19 protein-coding genes are annotated in these 16,759 nt (G+C 66.2%); 14 read left to right on the top strand and 5 right to left on the bottom strand.

Features of this window, described 5'->3' with window-relative positions; translation table 11 throughout:
• The first annotated feature begins 119 nt into the window (after positions 1–119).
• From ACQY5A_RS22285 to ACQY5A_RS22265, 5 genes are all read left to right on the top strand, one after another.
• Complete coding sequence (locus tag ACQY5A_RS22285) at positions 120–980, top strand: oxygenase MpaB family protein (protein WP_428342457.1); 861 nt, start codon at positions 120–122, stop codon at positions 978–980.
• On the top strand, positions 967–1,560 hold the full coding sequence (locus tag ACQY5A_RS22280; RefSeq protein ID WP_428343288.1) for a helix-turn-helix domain-containing protein: 594 nt from the start codon (positions 967–969) through the stop codon (positions 1,558–1,560). Before ACQY5A_RS22285 ends, ACQY5A_RS22280 begins: the two co-directional genes overlap by 14 nt.
• Before the next feature lie 39 nt (positions 1,561–1,599).
• Positions 1,600–2,976: an amino acid permease gene (locus ACQY5A_RS22275; protein WP_428342456.1), complete on the top strand. Its 1,377-nt coding sequence runs from the start codon at positions 1,600–1,602 to the stop codon at positions 2,974–2,976.
• A 194-nt stretch (positions 2,977–3,170) separates the two neighbouring features.
• Positions 3,171–3,569 carry a nitroreductase/quinone reductase family protein gene (locus ACQY5A_RS22270; RefSeq protein ID WP_428342455.1) on the top strand — a complete coding sequence of 133 codons (399 nt, stop codon included), beginning with the start codon at positions 3,171–3,173 and terminating at the stop codon, positions 3,567–3,569.
• Between the two features lie 168 nt (positions 3,570–3,737).
• Positions 3,738–5,561 (top strand): amino acid permease, encoded by a 1,824-nt coding sequence (locus tag ACQY5A_RS22265; RefSeq protein ID WP_428342454.1) that lies wholly within the window; start codon positions 3,738–3,740, stop codon positions 5,559–5,561.
• Between the two features lie 2 nt (positions 5,562–5,563).
• Here ACQY5A_RS22265 and ACQY5A_RS22260 read toward each other — a convergent pair whose 3' ends face one another.
• Positions 5,564–5,959, bottom strand: coding sequence for a nitroreductase family deazaflavin-dependent oxidoreductase (locus ACQY5A_RS22260; RefSeq protein WP_428342453.1), 396 nt, complete (start codon positions 5,957–5,959; stop codon positions 5,564–5,566).
• Positions 5,960–6,066: 107 nt separating this feature from the next.
• Here ACQY5A_RS22260 and ACQY5A_RS22255 point away from each other — a divergent pair, with 107 nt between their 5' ends.
• The 8 genes from ACQY5A_RS22255 to ACQY5A_RS22220 all read left to right on the top strand — a co-directional run bounded on the left by ACQY5A_RS22255 (position 6,067) and on the right by ACQY5A_RS22220 (position 13,853).
• Positions 6,067–6,522: a hypothetical protein gene (locus tag ACQY5A_RS22255; protein ID WP_428342452.1), complete on the top strand. Its 456-nt coding sequence runs from the start codon at positions 6,067–6,069 to the stop codon at positions 6,520–6,522.
• 113 nt (positions 6,523–6,635) lie between these two features.
• Entirely contained in the window at positions 6,636–7,967 is a 1,332-nt protein-coding gene (gene hemL, locus ACQY5A_RS22250; protein WP_428343287.1) for a glutamate-1-semialdehyde 2,1-aminomutase, read from the top strand.
• Complete coding sequence (locus ACQY5A_RS22245) at positions 7,967–8,575, top strand: histidine phosphatase family protein (protein WP_428342451.1); 609 nt, start codon at positions 7,967–7,969, stop codon at positions 8,573–8,575. The genes hemL and ACQY5A_RS22245 overlap by 1 nt, the downstream gene beginning before the upstream one ends.
• Entirely contained in the window at positions 8,572–9,165 is a 594-nt protein-coding gene (locus ACQY5A_RS22240) for a TlpA disulfide reductase family protein (protein WP_428342450.1), read from the top strand. The genes ACQY5A_RS22245 and ACQY5A_RS22240 overlap by 4 nt, the downstream gene beginning before the upstream one ends.
• The gene (locus tag ACQY5A_RS22235) at positions 9,162–9,926 is read left to right on the top strand and encodes a cytochrome c biogenesis CcdA family protein (RefSeq protein WP_428342449.1); all 765 of its coding nucleotides are present in this window, start codon (positions 9,162–9,164) and stop codon (positions 9,924–9,926) included. The genes ACQY5A_RS22240 and ACQY5A_RS22235 overlap by 4 nt, the downstream gene beginning before the upstream one ends.
• A gap of 47 nt (positions 9,927–9,973) precedes the next feature.
• Entirely contained in the window at positions 9,974–11,518 is a 1,545-nt protein-coding gene (gene resB / locus ACQY5A_RS22230; RefSeq protein ID WP_428343286.1) for a cytochrome c biogenesis protein ResB, read from the top strand.
• Complete coding sequence (gene ccsB, locus ACQY5A_RS22225) at positions 11,515–12,480, top strand: c-type cytochrome biogenesis protein CcsB (RefSeq protein ID WP_428342448.1); 966 nt, start codon at positions 11,515–11,517, stop codon at positions 12,478–12,480. Before resB ends, ccsB begins: the two co-directional genes overlap by 4 nt.
• 89 nt (positions 12,481–12,569) lie before the next feature.
• The gene (locus tag ACQY5A_RS22220) at positions 12,570–13,853 is read left to right on the top strand and encodes a MinD/ParA family ATP-binding protein (protein ID WP_428342447.1); all 1,284 of its coding nucleotides are present in this window, start codon (positions 12,570–12,572) and stop codon (positions 13,851–13,853) included.
• Between the two features lie 35 nt (positions 13,854–13,888).
• On the opposite strand, the gene ACQY5A_RS22215 is transcribed toward ACQY5A_RS22220, so the two are convergent.
• Positions 13,889–14,050: a hypothetical protein gene (locus ACQY5A_RS22215; protein ID WP_428342446.1), complete on the bottom strand. Its 162-nt coding sequence runs from the start codon at positions 14,048–14,050 to the stop codon at positions 13,889–13,891.
• 47 nt (positions 14,051–14,097) lie between these two features.
• Here ACQY5A_RS22215 and ACQY5A_RS22210 point away from each other — a divergent pair, with 47 nt between their 5' ends.
• The gene (locus tag ACQY5A_RS22210; protein ID WP_428342445.1) at positions 14,098–14,427 is read left to right on the top strand and encodes a DUF4229 domain-containing protein; all 330 of its coding nucleotides are present in this window, start codon (positions 14,098–14,100) and stop codon (positions 14,425–14,427) included.
• 118 nt (positions 14,428–14,545) lie between these two features.
• Here ACQY5A_RS22210 and ACQY5A_RS22205 read toward each other — a convergent pair whose 3' ends face one another.
• Genes ACQY5A_RS22205 through ACQY5A_RS22195 form a run of 3 tightly spaced genes read right to left on the bottom strand, consistent with a single transcriptional unit; the run spans position 14,546 to position 16,726 of the window.
• Positions 14,546–15,412 carry an LLM class F420-dependent oxidoreductase gene (locus ACQY5A_RS22205; RefSeq protein ID WP_428342444.1) on the bottom strand — a complete coding sequence of 289 codons (867 nt, stop codon included), beginning with the start codon at positions 15,410–15,412 and terminating at the stop codon, positions 14,546–14,548.
• A 57-nt stretch (positions 15,413–15,469) separates the two neighbouring features.
• Positions 15,470–15,652 (bottom strand): hypothetical protein, encoded by a 183-nt coding sequence (locus ACQY5A_RS22200; RefSeq protein ID WP_428342443.1) that lies wholly within the window; start codon positions 15,650–15,652, stop codon positions 15,470–15,472.
• 15 nt (positions 15,653–15,667) lie between these two features.
• The gene (locus tag ACQY5A_RS22195) at positions 15,668–16,726 is read right to left on the bottom strand and encodes an NAD(P)H-binding protein (protein WP_428342442.1); all 1,059 of its coding nucleotides are present in this window, start codon (positions 16,724–16,726) and stop codon (positions 15,668–15,670) included.
• Between the last annotated feature and the right edge of the window lie 33 nt (positions 16,727–16,759).

Raw genomic sequence — 16,759 nt, 5'->3', positions numbered from 1 at the left:
CGTCCTGCGCAGCGGTGCCCACCGAGGCACGCCGGATTCGAAGGCAACATGGCGGTCACGTTTTGCCAACGCAAGCATTGCTCTTGGTACAAAGTGCAAAATATGTAACACTGTTCCGCATGACCGAGTTGCGTGAGTCCTCGGCCGCGCAGAGCGCCGATGCGCTACCGCTGGGGCCGCAATCGCTGGTGTGGCGGTACTTCGGCGACAACCGAATGTTCCTGATCGGACCGCGTCCCGCCGTGCTGCAGAACATGCTGGCCGAACTCGGGCAGGGCGTGCTGGATCATTCGGTGTTCTTCAGCGACACGTCCGCGCGCATCAAGCGGTCGCTGCCGCCGATCTTCAAAACCGTCTACGGGTCCGACGACGACAACACCGGCCAGCAGGTCCGCGACTTCCATCACCAGATCAAAGGCGAGATGCCCAGCGGCGACCGGTATCACGCGCTGGACCCCGACACCTACTTCTGGGCGCACGCCACCTTCGTCGAGCAGGTGCTCTACTTCGCCGACACCTTCGTCAAGCGCCTGACCGACGCCGAGAAGGAACAGATCTACCTCGAATCGAAGACCTGGTACCGCCGCTACGGCGTCAGCGAGCGGCCGATGCCGGCGAACTATCAGGAGTTCGAGAAATACTGGGATCACATGATCGAAGGCGTGATGATCGCGCACCCGACCGCGAAATACGGTGTGGGATATGTGACCAAAGGCTTCCCGTGCCCGAAGGGTGTGTCGCCACTGGTGTGGCGGGTGGTGGCTCCGGTGTTCAACCCACTTGCGGCGTTCCTCACCACCGGCGGAATGCCGCCGCGGACCAGGACCCTGCTGGATCTGCCCTGGAGTGATCGCCAGGAACGCCGCTATCAGCGGTTCGCCGCGGCATGGCGGTCGCGGCCGGTGAATCTGCTGTGGGACCATCTGCCGATGCGACTGCGCTACAACGGTTTTGCACGTGGCGGATATGCCCGGGGTTGACGCAGCCACCAACGCGATCCTCGACGCGGCCGTCGTCGAATTCCAGCAGCATGGCTTCCGGCGGGTGGCGCTCGACGACGTGGCCCGCCGCGCCGGCGTCAGCCGCACCACCATTTACCGGCGCTTCGCCAACCGCGACGACCTGGTCGCCGCCGTCATCGACCGCGAAAACGCGATCCTGTTCGCCAACATCGCCCACGAGCTGAAAAGCGGCAGGCCGCAATCGAATTACTACGTCGAGGCGTTCACGCTCTCGATCGTGCGGTTCCGCCAGCACCGGGTGCTGACCCGGATGCTCGCCGACGAGCCTGGTCTGATGCTCGAATTGGCCAACCAGCACTGGGATGCCGCCGTCGAACGGATGGCCGCCGCGTTGCGGGTGATCTTCCCGGACGGGTTCGCTGAGCAAATCGGCGCTGCGGCGGTGGATGAGCTGGCCGACACCATCCTGCGTTACGCAGCGATGCTGTTGTTGTTGCCGGCCCGCCAGAGGATGGTCGACGACGACGACATTCGCGCGTTCGCCACCACCCATTTCCTGCCCAGCCTGCCCGCTGCGCTGCGCGCCGTGCCGGTATGAATCGAGCGCGGCCACGCGCGTAGGTGTTAGCGTCCCGTCATGCCGGAGACCCACGAGATGAGCGGCGCCACATCGCAACTGCAACAGGGCTTGTCGCAGCGTCAGCTGACGATGATCGCCATCGGGGGCATCATCGGTGCCGGGTTTTTCGTCGGGTCGGGCGTCGTGATTGGCAAAGCCGGACCGGCCGCATTCCTGACCTACGCGTTGTGTGGCGTGCTGATCATCCTGGTGATGCGGATGCTCGGCGAAATGGCCACCGCCAATCCCTCGACCGGTTCGTTCGCCGAATACGCGCGCGAAGCGCTGGGTGGTTGGGCGGGGTTCTCGGTCGGCTGGCTGTATTGGTACTACTGGGTGATCGTCGTCGGCTTCGAAGCAGTCGCCGGGGCGAAGGTCATCACCTACTGGTTTCCCGCGCCGCTGTGGTTGCTGTCGCTGATCTTGATGGTATTGATGACGGCGACGAACCTGTTCTCGGTGGCCTCCTACGGCGAGTTCGAATTCTGGTTCGCGGGAATCAAAGTCGCGGCCATCCTGCTCTTTTTGTTGCTCGGCTCGATGTATGCCTTCGGGCTGTGGCCGCACCGACATGCCGACCTTTCCAACCTGCACGCCCACGGCGGGTTCTTGCCCAACGGATGGCACGGCGCCTTCGGTGCCATCGTCGTGGTGATCTTCTCCATGGTCGGCGCCGAGGTCGCGACGATCGCTGCCGCGGAGACCCCCGACCCCGAGCGCGCCGTCCAGCGGGCAACGAACGCGGTGGCGGCTCGCATCGCGATTTTCTTTGTCGGATCGATCTTTCTGCTGACGGTCGTCATGCCGTGGAACTCCGTGCAGCCGGGTTCGTCGCCGTTCGTCGCGGCGTTGAGGCAGATGGGCATCCCGGGTGCCGACCATGTGATGAACGCGGTGGTGCTCACGGCGGTGCTGTCGTGTCTGAACTCCGGCCTCTACACCGCATCCCGGGTGCTGTTCGTGCTCGCCGGGCAACACGAAGCGCCGGCCCGGATGCTCACAGTCAGCCGGCGCGGAGTGCCCTCCCTCGCGATCGTGGGTTCGTCGGTGGTGGGCTTCCTCTGCGTCATCATGGCCGGAGTCGCCCCGAACACGGTGTTTCAGTTTCTGCTCAACTCGTCGGGCGCCATCGTGTTGCTCGTCTACTTGCTGATTGCGTTGTCGCAGATCGTGTTACGACGACAGACACCGCTGGATAAATTGAAAGTCAGGATGTGGTTCTTCCCGGTGTTGTCGATCCTGACGGTGGCCGGGATCGCCGCGGTGCTGGTCCAGATGGCCTTCGACAACACCGCGCGCGTGCAGTTCTGGTTTAGCCTGCTGTCCTGGGTCATCGTCGTCGTGGTCTACTTCGTCACCCGTCGGTGGCGCATACCCGCCGTCACCAACGGCTGACCCGCTGTTGGTGCCGCCGAGCGCCTAGACCCATTGACCGGACCCCCCGGGCGGGGCTTGGCACACCGTGGCTGCCGAGTATCAACGCGGCCCCGTCTCGAAAACGCGACCACAGACCGCTAGCCCACCGTGTTCAGCTGGTTAACCGGGCGAGTCGTTGCGGTCGTCGGCTATCTAATGAAAACTCGCTCGGTATGGCCTACCTCAAGCCGCCGTGGTTCACCGTCAAGGTCTTCAACCGGATCGCAATGGCCACCGGCCTCAGCAACAGCGAAACCCTGACCGTCACGCGGCGGGGCAGTGCGGAGTCCCAACACATTCCCGTCGTTACCGTCGACGTCGGTGGCACCCGCTATCTGGTCTCCACACGCGGGGAGTCGCAGTGGGTCAAAAACGTCCGGGCGAATCCCACCGTCACGTTGACCAACAAGTCCGGCGCCGTGACGTACGTCGCGCACGAAACGCCCACCTCGCAGCGCCGGCCGATCCTGACCGCGTACCGACAAAAGGCTGGTAGAGCCGTCAACGGCTACTTCCTCAAGTTGCCTGATCCGGCGGACCACCCAGTGTTCGAACTCACTGCGACAACGTGACGGACAAAGCCTGCCCGGCCCCTTGCCGGAAGCTGGTCCACTCGGGTCGGTGACCAGAGCCGCGCCGCTGTCGTTTGCCGTCGTCGATGGAAGGGCACGCAGGAACCGATCGACACGCGTCATTGAGCCGTTCGGTGACCGGCCGCAGTTTTAGGGGGAGACGCCGTAGTGGTTGCAGCTTCAGACGAGCAGGACGCTTCCGGGTTACATCAGGGGTTGTCGCAGCGACAGCTCAACATGATCGCCATCGGCGGCGTGATCGGCGCCGGGCTGTTCGTGGGATCGGGTTTCGTGGTCAGCAAGACCGGGCCCGGAGCCTTTTTGACCTTTGCGATGTGCGGCGTACTGATGGCGCTGGTGATGCGCATGCTGGGCGAGATGGCCACCGCGAACCCGTCGACGGGTTCGTTCGCCGAATATGCCCGCCAGGCCCTCGGCGGTTGGGCGGGCTTCTCGGTGGGCTGGCTCTACTGGTATTTCTGGGTGGTCGTGGTCGGCTTCGAGGCCATCGCCGGCGGGAAGGTCATCACCTACTGGTTCCCAGCGCCGTTGTGGCTGTCCTCGTTGATTCTGCTGTCCACCATGACAGCGACAAACCTGTTCTCGGTGTCGTCGTTCGGCGAGTTCGAATTCTGGTTCTCCGCAACCAAAGTGGCGACCGTGGTGGCTTTTCTCGGCTTCGGCGCGGCCTTCGTGCTGGGGTTGTGGCCGCATCGTCATCACGACTTCAGCAACTTCACCGCACACGGCGGGTTCTTTCCGCTGGGCGTCGGCGCCGTCTTCGGGGCGATCGCGCTGGTGATCCCGTCCATGGTCGGCGCCGAAGTCGCCACCATCGCCGCCGCCGAGACCCCGGACCCCGTGCGATCGGTGCGACGGGCCACCAACACCGTCGTCGCCCGCATCGCCATCTTCTTCGTCGGCTCGGTCTTGCTGTTGACGTTGATCCTGCCGTGGAACGCCCGCGAGATCAGCGTCTCGCCGTACGTGGCGGCGTTCAAGGTAATGGGACTTCCGGCCGCCGACGACATCATGAATGCGGTGGTGCTGACCGCGGTGCTGTCGTGTCTGAACTCAGGGCTTTACACCTCGTCGCGCATGTTGTTTGTGCTCGCTGCCCGACGCGAAGCCCCACGCCAGTTGCTCAAGGTAGGTCGGCGCGGATCGCCGTACGTGGCAATCCTGGCGTCGTCGGTCGTGGGTTTCATCTGCGTGGTCATGGCGTGGGTCGCGCCGAACACCGTCTTCAGCTTCCTGCTCAACTCGGCCGGTGCGATCGTGCTGTCGATTTACTTAGTGATCGCGCTGTCCCAGATCGTGCTGCGTCGTCGCACGCCGCCGGAGAACCTCATTGTGAAGATGTGGTTCTTTCCCACCTTGTCGATCATCACGGTCGCCTGTCTCGTCGGTGCGCTGGTGCTGATGGCGTTCGATCGTGCGGTCCGCATCCAGCTCTGGCTCGGTCTGCTGTCGTGGTCGGTGGTGATCGCGCTCTACCTCGTCGGCCGGCTGCGACGTCGGCGTGAGGCGGCCGAACCCGAAGCGCAACCGGCCGGCACAGCCACCCGAGTACTGCTACTCGCGAACCAAACCCTCTCCGCCAGAGAGCTCTTCGATGAACTGGAGCGCGTCGACCCTCGGCGCGACGCAGAATATTTCGTCTGCGTTCCAGCCAGCCCGATCGATACCGGCCAAGCCGACATCGGTCCGGTCTACATCGAGGACGCCACCCACCAGGCAGCCCAGCAGCGCCTCGACGACATGCTTGCGGCGATGCGCGCCATCGATCTGCGCGCGCAAGGCGGACTCGGCGACTACCGACCGGAGCACGCGCTGGCGACGGCTGTGGAGCAGTTCCGTCCCGACCAGCTGGTGATCTCGACGTTGCCGGTCGAGCATTCCGCGTGGCTGCGCGACGACCTGACCGCGCGGGCCGCGGCGACCTATCCGATCCCGATGCACCACGTGGTTTCCAGCGCGACGGCGAGCTGAGCTCAGCCGGTCTTGGTCAGCAGCACCGCCTGTTCGAAGGGCAGCCTGGCGAAGACCCGGTGCGCCCCGCTGGTGACATGGGTCGCCGCCTCCTCCTTGGTGACGGTTCGCGGGTTGCTGACGTGAAATGTCTTCCCATGGCGGCGCATCTGCCCGCCACCGGCGGCGTTGAGGTTCTTCAACCAGTCGCGGTCCGGGCCGTAGGTCAGCAGGATCGCGACGCCCGGCTTGCCGTCGACGTCGGCGTTGAACACCGTCAACGGGGTGCGGTAAGCCTTGCCGGAGCGCCGTCCGACGTGCTCGAGGATGCCGAACGACGGGGCCCAGCCGGCCCACATGCGCTGGATTGGATTGGTGACGTGCCGGTTGAACCGGGCGAGTCGCTGCGGTAGTTGCATACCGTCATCCAACTCCTACGCCGCCGCCGACCTCAACCCTCTTGCCGGACCCAACCACGACGAATTCGGCGCCGAATACCTCTTCACCAGTATGAGGAGGATCACACATGACTTATCCCGCCGTCGGCGAGCTACCCGAAGGGGCCACCTCCACACTGCTCGGTGTCTGTGCGCAGTTGTCGCGGTCGCGCCATCCGGGTCTCGCACGGTGGGCCGGGTCGGTGTCCGACGCCCTACTGGTCCGGCTGGTGTCGGTGACCACCGGCGTTGACGTCGGCGGCACCACCAGCGAACGCTGCCCACTGAAAACGCTTGACGACGCGGAGCTCGAGGGGCTGCACGCGCTGCTCTTCGCCGGCGCCGAAGCCAGCGATGACGACGCGGTTGTCCAGTGGTGCACCCGCATGAACGGCCTCATCGTGGCCGACCTCTGCCGCCGTGAATTACAGCAGTTGGCCGTCGACGCCAAGGCAGCCGCGATCGTGGCTGAGGAACGACGGCTTGGATGCCTGACTCATCCCGCGCCGGAGTTGCACAGCGTGGTGCCGAAGCTCGCCATCTAGCTGGGCTGATATCGCCGGCGATCACAAATTTGAACACGCATCATCCCCGACGTGACGGGGCTGGTGTGGCTGATGGGGTCATCGCCTGAACAACTACACCCTGTAGTCGAACCATTCCGTACGGCTGGGACACTGGAGTCGTGCATACAGAGGTTTCGTCGAAGCTGTTCGACGCTGCCAGCGCGGTCATTCCGGGCGGGGTGAATTCGCCGGTACGAGCGTTCAAGGCGGTCGGCGGCACCCCCCGCTTCATCACCGAAGCCAACGGCTACTGGCTCACCGACGCCGACGGCAACCGCTACGTCGATCTGGTCTGCTCGTGGGGGCCGATGATCCTCGGCCACGCGCACCCGTCGGTGGTGGACGCCGTCACCAAAGCCGCCCGCTCCGGGCTGTCGTTCGGGGCGCCGACCCCCGGTGAAAGCGAACTGGCCACCGAGATCATCGACCGGGTGGCGCCGGTCGAGTTGATCCGGCTGGTCAACTCCGGCACCGAGGCCACCATGAGCGCGGTCCGGCTGGCCCGCGGATTCACCGGTCGGGCCAAAATCGTCAAGTTCTCCGGCTGCTACCACGGCCACGTCGACGCGCTGCTGGCCGACGCCGGCTCCGGCGTCGCGACGCTGGGCCTGCCGTCCTCGCCCGGGGTCACCGGCGCGACCGCCGCCGATACAATCGTGTTGCGGTACAACGACATCGACGCGGTGCGCGACACCTTCGAAAAGTTCGGCGACCAGATCGCCGCCGTGATCACCGAGGCCAGCCCCGGCAACATGGGTGTCGTCCCACCCGCGACGGGCTTCAACGCCGGGCTGAAAAAGATCACCGCCGGGCACGGCGCACTGCTGATCATCGACGAAGTGATGACCGGATTCCGGATCAGCCGAAGTGGTTGGTACGGCGTCGATCCCGTCGATGCCGACCTGTTCACCTTCGGCAAGGTAATGAGCGGCGGACTGCCGGCCGCGGCGTTCGGTGGGCGTGCCGATGTGATGCAGCGACTCGCCCCACTCGGGCCGGTGTATCAGGCCGGCACGCTGTCCGGTAACCCGGTCGCCGTCGCCGCCGGACTGGCGACGCTGCGGGCCGCGGACGAAAAGGTCTACGCCGCGCTCGACGCCAACGCTGACCGGCTGGCCGGTTTGCTGTCAATCGCCTTGACCGAGGCCGGTGTGCCACACCGAATTCCGCGGGCCGGCAACATGCTCAGCGTCTTCTTCGGCGAGGCGCCGGTGACCGACTTCACCGCGGCGCGCGCCAGCGAGACATGGCGATTCGCGCCGTTCTTCCACGCGCTGCTCGACGCCGGGGTGTATCCGCCGTGCAGCGCATTCGAGGCCTGGTTCGTCTCGGCGGCGCTCGACGACGCCGCGTTCGCCCGCATTGCCGACGCTCTACCCGCCGCCGCGACCGCCGCAGCAGCCGCCAAGGAGACCACACCCTGATGGCCGAACAGACCCGAGTCCACCTGATCCGCCACGGTGAGGTGTACAACCCCGACCAGATTCTCTACGGACGGCTACCCGGCTTTCGGTTGTCCGACAAAGGAAATCGACAGGCTCAGGCGGTGGCCGATGCGCTGGCCGAGCGTGACATCGTCGCCGTCATCGCCTCCCCGCTGCAGCGCGCGCAGGAGACCGCCGCGCCGATCGCTGCCCGTCACAATCTCACCGTCGACACCGACCCCGACCTGATCGAGTCGGCCAACTACTTCGAGGGCAAGCGGGCGAGCCCCGGCGACGGCGCCTGGCGCGACCCGCGGTTCTGGTGGCACCTCCGCAACCCCTTCACCCCGTCCTGGGGCGAGCCGTACAAACAGATCGCGGCCCGCATGACGACCGCGATCGATAAGGCCCGCGCGCGGGCCACCGGGCACGAAGTCGTCTGCGTCAGCCACCAGCTTCCGGTGTGGACCGGCCGGCTGTCGGTGACCGGCAAACGGCTCTGGCACGACCCGCGCCGCCGCGAATGCGCGGTGGGCTCGGTGACTTCGCTCGTCTTCGACGGCGATCGGCTGATCGACGTGCTGTACAGCGAGCCGGCACTCAGTTGAGCAAGCTGGCGTTCGTCGCCGTCGCAGCGGCCGGCCTACTGGTCGGCTGCTCTACCGGTGACGACGCCGTCGCGCAAGGCGGCACCTTCGAATTCGTCTCTCCCGGAGGCAAAACCGACATTCTCTACGACCCGCCCGACCACCGCGGCCGGCCGGGCCCGATCGCCGGTCCGGAACTGATGGACCCGTCGCGCAACGTGTCGCTCGACGAGTTCGCCGGCAAGGTCGTCGTCATCAACGTCTGGGGCCAATGGTGCGGGCCGTGCCGCACCGAGGCATCGGCGCTGCAGCACATGTACGACGCCACCCGCGGCAGCGGGGTTGCCGTGCTGGGCATCGACGTTCGCGACAGCAACCGCGAGGCCGCCCAGGACTTCGTCAAAGACCGAAGGGTGACCTTCCCGTCGATCTACGACCCGGCGATGCGGACCATGATCGCGTTCGGCGGCAAGTACCCGACGTCGGTCATCCCGTCCACCCTGGTGCTGGACCGCAGCCACCGGGTGGCCGCGGTGTTCCTGCGCGAAGTGCTCGCCGACGATCTGCAGCCGGTGGTCCTGCGGATCGCAGCCGAACCGGGGTCGCAGTGAGCGGATTCACCGAAACCGCCACCGCCGGACCGCTTCTGCTCGCACTGGCGGTCTCGGTACTGGCCGGGCTGGTGTCGTTCGCATCGCCGTGCGTGGTGCCGCTGGTGCCGGGCTACCTGTCGTATCTGGCCGCGGTGGTCGGCGTCGACGAGGCCGACAATGCGGGAGCGAACGCGCGGTGGCGGGTGGCCGGGTCGGCGGCGCTGTTCGTCGCCGGGTTCACCGTGGTGTTCCTGCTCGGCACCGTCGCCGTGTTGGGGATGACCACGTCGCTGATCACCAATCAGGTTGTGTTGCAACGGGTCGGGGGCGCAATCACCATCGTGATGGGCCTGGTGTTCGTGGGCTACGTCCCCGCGCTGCAGCGCCAATTCCGGTTCGCGCCGCGGCAGCTGTCGACGCTGGCCGGTGCGCCGCTGCTGGGGGCGGTGTTCGCGTTGGGCTGGACGCCGTGCCTGGGCCCGACACTGGCCGGCGTCGTCACCGTGGCGTCGGCGACCGACGGCGCCAGCGTCGCCCGCGGAATTGTCCTGGTGATCGCCTACTGCCTCGGCCTCGGAATTCCGTTCGTACTGCTGGCCTTTGGGTCGGCATCGGCCGTCGCGGGTCTCGGCTGGCTGCGCCGTCACACCCGGGCGCTGCAGGTCTTCGGCGGCGTGCTGCTCATCGCGGTGGGCGTCGCCCTGGTCAGCGGCGTCTGGGGTGACTTCGTGTCCTGGCTGCGTGACGGGCTGGTCTCTGATGTGAGGTTGCCGATTTGAGCCGGCTACTCGCCTATGCCCGCAACACCTGGCGGGCGCTGACATCGATGGGCACCGCGTTGGTGCTGCTGTTCCTGCTGGCGCTGGGCGCGATGCCCGGTGCGCTGCTGCCGCAGCGCAGCCTCAACGCCCGAAAGGTCGACGAGTACTTGGCCGTTCACCCGAAGCTCGGGCCGGTACTGGAAAAACTGCAGGCGTTCAACGTGTTTGGCAGTTTCTGGTTCAGCGCGATCTACACGCTGCTGTTCGTGTCGCTGGTGGGTTGCCTGACCCCGCGGATGATCGAGCATGCCCGCAACATGCGCGCGACGCCGGTGCCCGCACCCCGCAACCTGTCCCGGCTGCCCAAGCACGCCGTCGCCACCATCGTCGGCGATCCCGACGAGCTAACCCAGACTTTCACCGAACGGCTGCGCGGCTGGCGCACGACCGTGCGGCGCGGCGAGACCATCGAGATCTCGGCGGAGAAAGGCTATCTGCGCGAATTCGGCAACCTGGTCTTCCATTTCTCGCTGCTGGGTCTGCTGGTCGCGGTGGCCGCCGGCAAGCTGTTCGGCTACGAGGGCAACGTCGTCGTCATCGCCGACGGCGGACCCGGGTTCTGCTCGGCGTCACCGGCGGTGTTCGACTCGTTCCGGGCCGGCAACACCGTCGACGGCACGTCGCTGCACCCGATCTGCCTGCGCGTCAACGACTTCAAGGCCAAGTATCTGCCGTCGGGGCAAGCGACGTCGTTCGCCGCCGACATCGACTATCAGGCCGGGCGCGACCTGAACGGCGGCAGTTGGCGGCCGTACCGCCTCGAGGTCAACCACCCGCTGCGCGTTAGCGGCGACCGGGTGTATCTGCAGGGTCACGGCTACGCGCCGATGTTCAGCGTCGTCTTCCCGGACGGGCAGATCCGCACCTCGACCGTGCAGTGGCGGCCCGACAACGCGCAGACGTTGCTGTCCTCCGGGGTCGCGCGCATCGACCCGCCCGCCGGGACCTATCCCGACGCCGCCGAACGGCGCAAGCATCAGATCGCCATCACCGGATTGCTGGCACCCACCGAGCAACTCGAGGGGACCCTGCTGTCGTCGAGCTTTCCGGCGCTGATCGCGCCTGCGGTCGCCATTGACATCTACACCGGTGACACCGGCCTGGACAGCGGCCGCCCGCAGTCGCTGTACGACCTGGATCCGCGACTGATCGACCAGCACCGGATCACCCGGGTCAAGCGGGTCAACCTGCGGGTCGGCCAGCAGGTGCGCATCGACCAGGGGCCCGCCGCGGGCACGGTCGTGCGCTTCGATGGCGCCGTGCCGTTCGTCAACCTGCAGGTCTCCCACGACCCGGGGCAGATCTGGGTGCTGATGTCGGCGATGGCGATGATGGCTGGGCTGGTGGTGTCGTTGGTGATCCGTCGACGACGGGTCTGGATTCGGCTGGAGACCGCGACGGCGGGTACGGTGAATGTCCAGGTAGGCGGTTTGGCGCGGACTGACAACGCCGGCTGGGGCGACGAATTCGAGCGGCTCGTCGAGCGGCTGGAAAACGGCCTGAGCGAGGCGCCGGCCGAGCCGATCGCGACCGGAAGGAGCAACCCGTGAATACCACGCATATCCACCTCGGACTGGCGCGCAACTCCGACTGGGCGTTCACGTCGGCGGTGGTGATCATGGTGGTCGCCCTGCTGCTGCTGGCCGTCGAGCTCGCCTACACGCGCAGCCGCGCGACCGACCGCGAGCTTGTCGCCGTCGGGGCGGACAGCGCGGCCCCCGGCGTGGTGACCCAAGCCCCGCGGCGACCGTTCGACGAACGCGTCGGCCGGGCCGGGCTGCTGCTGGTTTACGCCGGCATCGGACTGCTGTTTCTGTGCATCGTGCTGCGCGGCCTGGCCACCCAGCGGGTGCCGTGGGGCAACATGTACGAGTTCATCAACCTGACCTGCTTCTGCGGGCTGGTCGCCGGCGCAATCATGTTGCGCCGTCCGCAATATCGACCGCTGTGGGTCTTCCTGCTGCTGCCGGTGCTCATTTTGCTGACCGTCTCCGGCCGGTGGCTGTACACCAACGCCGCCCCGGTGATGCCCGCCCTGCAGTCCTACTGGCTGCCCATCCACGTCTCGGTGGTCAGCCTGGGTTCTGGGGTGTTCATGGTCGCCGGGGTCGCCAGCATCCTGTTTCTGCTGCGCACCTCCCGGCTCTCAGAGCCGGACACCCCGGGCAAGGTGGCCCAGCTGGTGCAGCGGCTGCCGGACGCGCAGACGCTCGACCGGATCGCCTACCGGACCACGATCTTCGGCTTCCCGGTCTTCGGCTTCGGGGTGATCTTCGGCGCGATCTGGGCCGAGGAGGCTTGGGGCCGGTACTGGGGTTGGGACCCCAAGGAGACGGTGGCCTTCATCGCCTGGGTGGTGTACGCCGCGTATCTGCACGCGCGGTCGACGGCCGGTTGGCGGGACCGCAAGGCGGCCTGGATCAACGTGGTCGGCTTCGTCGCCATGGTGTTCAACCTCTTCTTCGTCAACCTGGTCACCGTCGGCCTGCATTCCTACGCCGGAGTGGGATAACCGCAGCCCGGAGGCCGTCGGTCGAGGCTGCGATATGTTCGATCGAAAGGACTGCTCGTCCCGGGTATCGCAACGAGGGGATTTTTCACGTGTCTGACCATCCGCAGTACGACCCGAACGACGGCCGTCGCGGAGAGCATCCGACGACCGAACTGCCGCCACACGCACCACCACCGCCGCCGCCTCCCGAGCCGCCGACGCGGGCGTTCGCCGGATTCCGCACCGAGCGCCGATTCGGCGACAACTCGACGCAGAACGCGCCGCTCCCGGAGACCCGCGTCGAACCGCGCGCCTGGGCCGAGACGCCGTATCAGGGACTTCCCCGGGTCGTCGAGTCCGCCGACGCCCCCCGACGGGTCTACGGCAACTACGGCGCACCGCCCCCCGGGCAGGAGGCCGGAGCAGCGCAGCACAACCTGCCGCCGTCGCGGTATCCGGAGTTGTCCACCAGCACCCTGCTGCGTCAGGTCAAGCCCGCGCCGTCGGAGGGCTGGCGCCGGTTGCTGTACCGCTTGTCGGGTCAGCTGATCAACGTCGGGGAGAGCCCGCGGACGATCCGCTACAACGATCTCACCGTCCAGGTGAACCGGCCGCTGCGTGGCTGCTACCGCATCGCGATGGTGTCGCTGAAGGGCGGCGTCGGCAAGACCACCATCACCGCCACGTTGGGCGCGACCTTCGCCTCGATTCGCGGCGACCGGGTGGTGGCCGTGGACGCCAACCCCGACCGCGGCACTTTGAGCCAGAAGGTGCCGCTGGAGACACCGGCCACCGTGCGGCATCTGCTGCGCGACGCCGAGGGCATCGAGCGTTACAGCGATGTCCGCAGCTACACCTCGCAGGGTCGCAGCCGGCTGGAAGTGCTTGCGTCCGAGAGTGATCCGGCGATGTCTGAGGCCTTCAGCGACGACGACTATGCGCAGACGCTGGAGATTCTCGAACGGTTCTACGGTCTGGTGCTCACCGACTGCGGCACCGGGCTTTTGCATTCGGCGATGACGTCGGTGCTGGACAAGGCCGACGCGCTGGTCGTGGTCAGCTCCGGATCAATCGACGGCGCACGCAGCGCCTCAGCGACATTGGACTGGCTCGATGCGCACGGTCACGAAGACCTGGTGAGCAACTCGATCGCGGTGATCAACGCGGTGCGACCACGGTCCGGCAAGGTCGACATGCAGAAAGTGGTCGATCACTTCTCACGGCGTTGCCGCGCAGTGCGCTTGGTGCCGTTCGACCCGCATCTCGAAGAAGGCGCTGAGGTCGACCTGGACCTGTTGAAGCGGGAGACCCGGGAAGCGCTCATCGAACTGGCAGCCGTTGTTGCAGAAGGCTTTCCGAGCGATCAGCGGCGATCCAACGAGCACTTCATCTAGCGCCGCAGGGATTGAGGCGGAGCGGGGCAATCACGCTAGGAGCGTGGGTTATCGCCGTGGCTCAATCGCCACAAGAAATCCGGATCGTCGTCGGGTCCGATGACGCGGCTCTTCGGTCGGTTCATCTGTGCGCGGGCCGCGCGCCAACCGACGTAGACGATCGATCCGAGAAGTAAGACCAGGAGCAGGTACAGCACTCAACACCTCCTTGGTCTAAATATACGCGGCGACCTAGGCTCGCACTGTGTCAAACGGACAGAGCTCGGCCAGCCGTGCGATCGCCAGTGTTTTCCTCTACGTCACCGCTCGGTTGGGCTTGGTGGCCGCGCTGGCCGCGGTGATCTACGGGATCGGTCGGGCCCTCGGAGTGCACGAGCTTCCGATCGTGATCGCGCTGCTGTTCGCTTTGGTCATCGCCATGCCGCTGGGCATGTGGCTGTTCGCCCCGCTGCGGCGGGAGGCCACCGCCGGCCTCGAGCAGGTGACCGCCCGTCGTCGCGCCGACCGCGAGCAGCTGCAGGCCCGGCTGCGCGGTGAAGAGCCGCCCGACGACTGTTCTGACACATCCGGTTGACTGCTGTCAACGTGTCGAGAAGACCGGTGCACTTGCGGGTAAGTTGTGTCGACGCGCGCGAGCGAGCTGCGCTCGCGAATGGTGTTGGCGGCTGCTGGTTGTGAGGCGCTGAATCTGGTCACCTGATCTGAGCGAGTCTGGGTATCACCTCGTCGCCCAGCCGTTTGACAAAGCCGACCGGGTCGGGATCGCCGGGCAGGGGGCCGGTGGTTACCAGATCGATGCCCAGCGCGGAGTAGCAGTGCAGCGTACTTAGGTAACCGTCGATGTCCTGGAAGGGGTCGAACAAGCTCGCGGATTTGCGGATCTCGGCGGGATCTCGACCGACGATCTCGCAGTGGCGGGTCAGGACGCCGATTTTGTGCTCGAGTTCGTCGGCCGATTGCGCGGTACTGTTCCAGACGTCGGCGTACTGGGCGACCTGCCGCAGTGTTTTCTTCTCTCCGTCACCTCCGATGAGGATCGGTGGGCGCCGAATCGGTTGCGGCTCACAGATTGTCTCGGCCAATTGATAGTGCTTGCCGTAGTAGGGGCCGTCGTTGTCGCTCCACATCTGCGCGCAGATCTGCAGTGTCTCTTCGAGCATTTCAGACCGCTGGCCCGGCGGCGGATAGGGAATGCCCAGGGCGAGATGCTCGCGTTCGTAGTATCCCGCCCCAATGCCGAGCATCGACCGGCCATGCGAGAGCACGTCGAGGGTGGTGACCGTTTTAGCCAGCACGCCAGGATATCGATAGGTGGCGCCGGTGACCATCATCGCAAGTGTGATGCGTTGGGTCTGTCCGGCCAGGAAACCCAGGCTGGTGTAGCCCTCGAGGAAAGGATCCTGCGCGCGCCCGACCGCCTCCATCTGAAAGAAGTGGTCGGCCAGGGTGAACACTGTCGCGCCGGCTTGTTCGGCAGTTTGGGCAGTCCGGGCAAGGGTGGGTCCGAGCTTCTGCGGGCCGCCAGGCAGGAAGTCGAAGAAATGTAGGCCTAATTCCATTGCGAGTCAACTTCTTTCATCCTTCGGTGATCACGATGGTCGCCTACGGTTGCTGCGTCAGACATGGACGCCGCCTCCGGCGACAGTGAGGACTAGGCAGGTGACGAAACGGTTCTTCATCAGATATAGGTGTGTCGTCGCGATGTCGTCCGCCTCAGCGAGGTCGCCGCCCAATCCCGCGCCGTCCGAGACGATTTCAGCGTCGCGGTTGACATTGGAGTCTCCGGCAATGTCAATCACCTTCGTTCCTCTCGCTTAGTCGAGGACAAACCTGCCGCCGGCTCGAACGGCAAGCTGGGGTCCGAGGAGAGCACCTGGGGTGTAGGCGCCGGGTCGGCCCTCTCCCTTCAGTAGGCTCTGCGTGACTTCCACGCCCACTTGGCTGGTGAAGTCCATGGCGTCACCGGTTTGCAGCCACCCCTCCCGAACCGTTCCATCGGCCCACTCGACAAGGGCGTGCGCCCAGGATGTCTTCCGGTCCGTGCCCGAGGCGGGCATGCTCATGTTGGCCATCCCGCGGGTAGCGGCACGGCGCACGAGCGGTACCGACAGCACCCTCGACAAGACCGGCAGGATCGCACACGCGACGGCCCCGCTGGGGACCTGATCCGATGCGGCGACCGCGAAGGAGGCGCCGCTGGCCCGCTGAGCGGCTTCCAGCTCGCCACTGGCCATGCCGACTGTCGCGACAGTCGAGCCATCCGGAAGGTGGAGCTGCTCGACGTCGCTGCCCAAGCGGTACGGCACTAGTTTCCCGTCCTCGTAACGGCGCCCTGCGCTGGTCAGGCCGTCGACCACGCTGGCAGCAACGGTCGGGCCGAGCGGTCCTGTGCTCTCGGCCGCGGCCAAGGCGTCGACCCGCACACGAGAGGCCGGGGGTCGCCCATCGCACAGCTTGAGCACGACGCTCTCCGTGGCTAGCACCCCGAACCCGGCGCCGGTGACGACACAGCGGTCGGCGTTGACAGCTTCGTCGTGCAGTTCAAGGAGTGGGCGGATGGAGTCGAACTCGTTGGAGGAGTCCAGATACGAGCCGCCCGGCCCGCAAGCCCTGACAATGGGCAGCGCCGTTTGGCGGAACGGCCCGACCGTGTTGACTACCACCGCCGGTGCGGCGGCCGAGATCTGGTCTGCAATTGCCTCCTCCGATGCGGCTTCGGCGACCTCCATGGAGACGCCGATCGAATCGGCCACTGCGGTCAGGCGCGAACGGTCGCGACCCACCAATGTCACTGAGACACCCTTGCCGGTCAGGTCCCGCGCTATGGCAGAACCGACCCTGCCGGTGGCCCCTAAAATCCAGACGTCGCTCATGGGATCACTACTCCTTTGCTCTTACGTCAGGTT

Source organism: Mycobacterium sp. (assembly GCF_965277065.1).
GTDB lineage: Bacteria > Actinomycetota > Actinomycetes > Mycobacteriales > Mycobacteriaceae > Mycobacterium.
This window is presented reverse-complemented; position numbering and strand designations above follow the sequence as displayed.

Coding starts and splice junctions, on each gene's coding strand:
- ACQY5A_RS22285 (WP_428342457.1), top strand. CDS start 120: ATGACCGAGTTGCGTGAGTCCTCGGCCGCGCAGAGCGCCGATGCGCTA.
- ACQY5A_RS22280 (WP_428343288.1), top strand. CDS start 967: ATGCCCGGGGTTGACGCAGCCACCAACGCGATCCTCGACGCGGCCGTC.
- ACQY5A_RS22275 (WP_428342456.1), top strand. CDS start 1,600: ATGCCGGAGACCCACGAGATGAGCGGCGCCACATCGCAACTGCAACAG.
- ACQY5A_RS22270 (WP_428342455.1), top strand. CDS start 3,171: ATGGCCTACCTCAAGCCGCCGTGGTTCACCGTCAAGGTCTTCAACCGG.
- ACQY5A_RS22260 (WP_428342453.1), bottom strand. CDS start 5,959: ATGCAACTACCGCAGCGACTCGCCCGGTTCAACCGGCACGTCACCAAT.
- ACQY5A_RS22255 (WP_428342452.1), top strand. CDS start 6,067: ATGACTTATCCCGCCGTCGGCGAGCTACCCGAAGGGGCCACCTCCACA.
- ACQY5A_RS22245 (WP_428342451.1), top strand. CDS start 7,967: ATGGCCGAACAGACCCGAGTCCACCTGATCCGCCACGGTGAGGTGTAC.
- resB (WP_428343286.1), top strand. CDS start 9,974: ATGGGCACCGCGTTGGTGCTGCTGTTCCTGCTGGCGCTGGGCGCGATG.
- ACQY5A_RS22205 (WP_428342444.1), bottom strand. CDS start 15,412: ATGGAATTAGGCCTACATTTCTTCGACTTCCTGCCTGGCGGCCCGCAG.
- ACQY5A_RS22195 (WP_428342442.1), bottom strand. CDS start 16,726: ATGAGCGACGTCTGGATTTTAGGGGCCACCGGCAGGGTCGGTTCTGCC.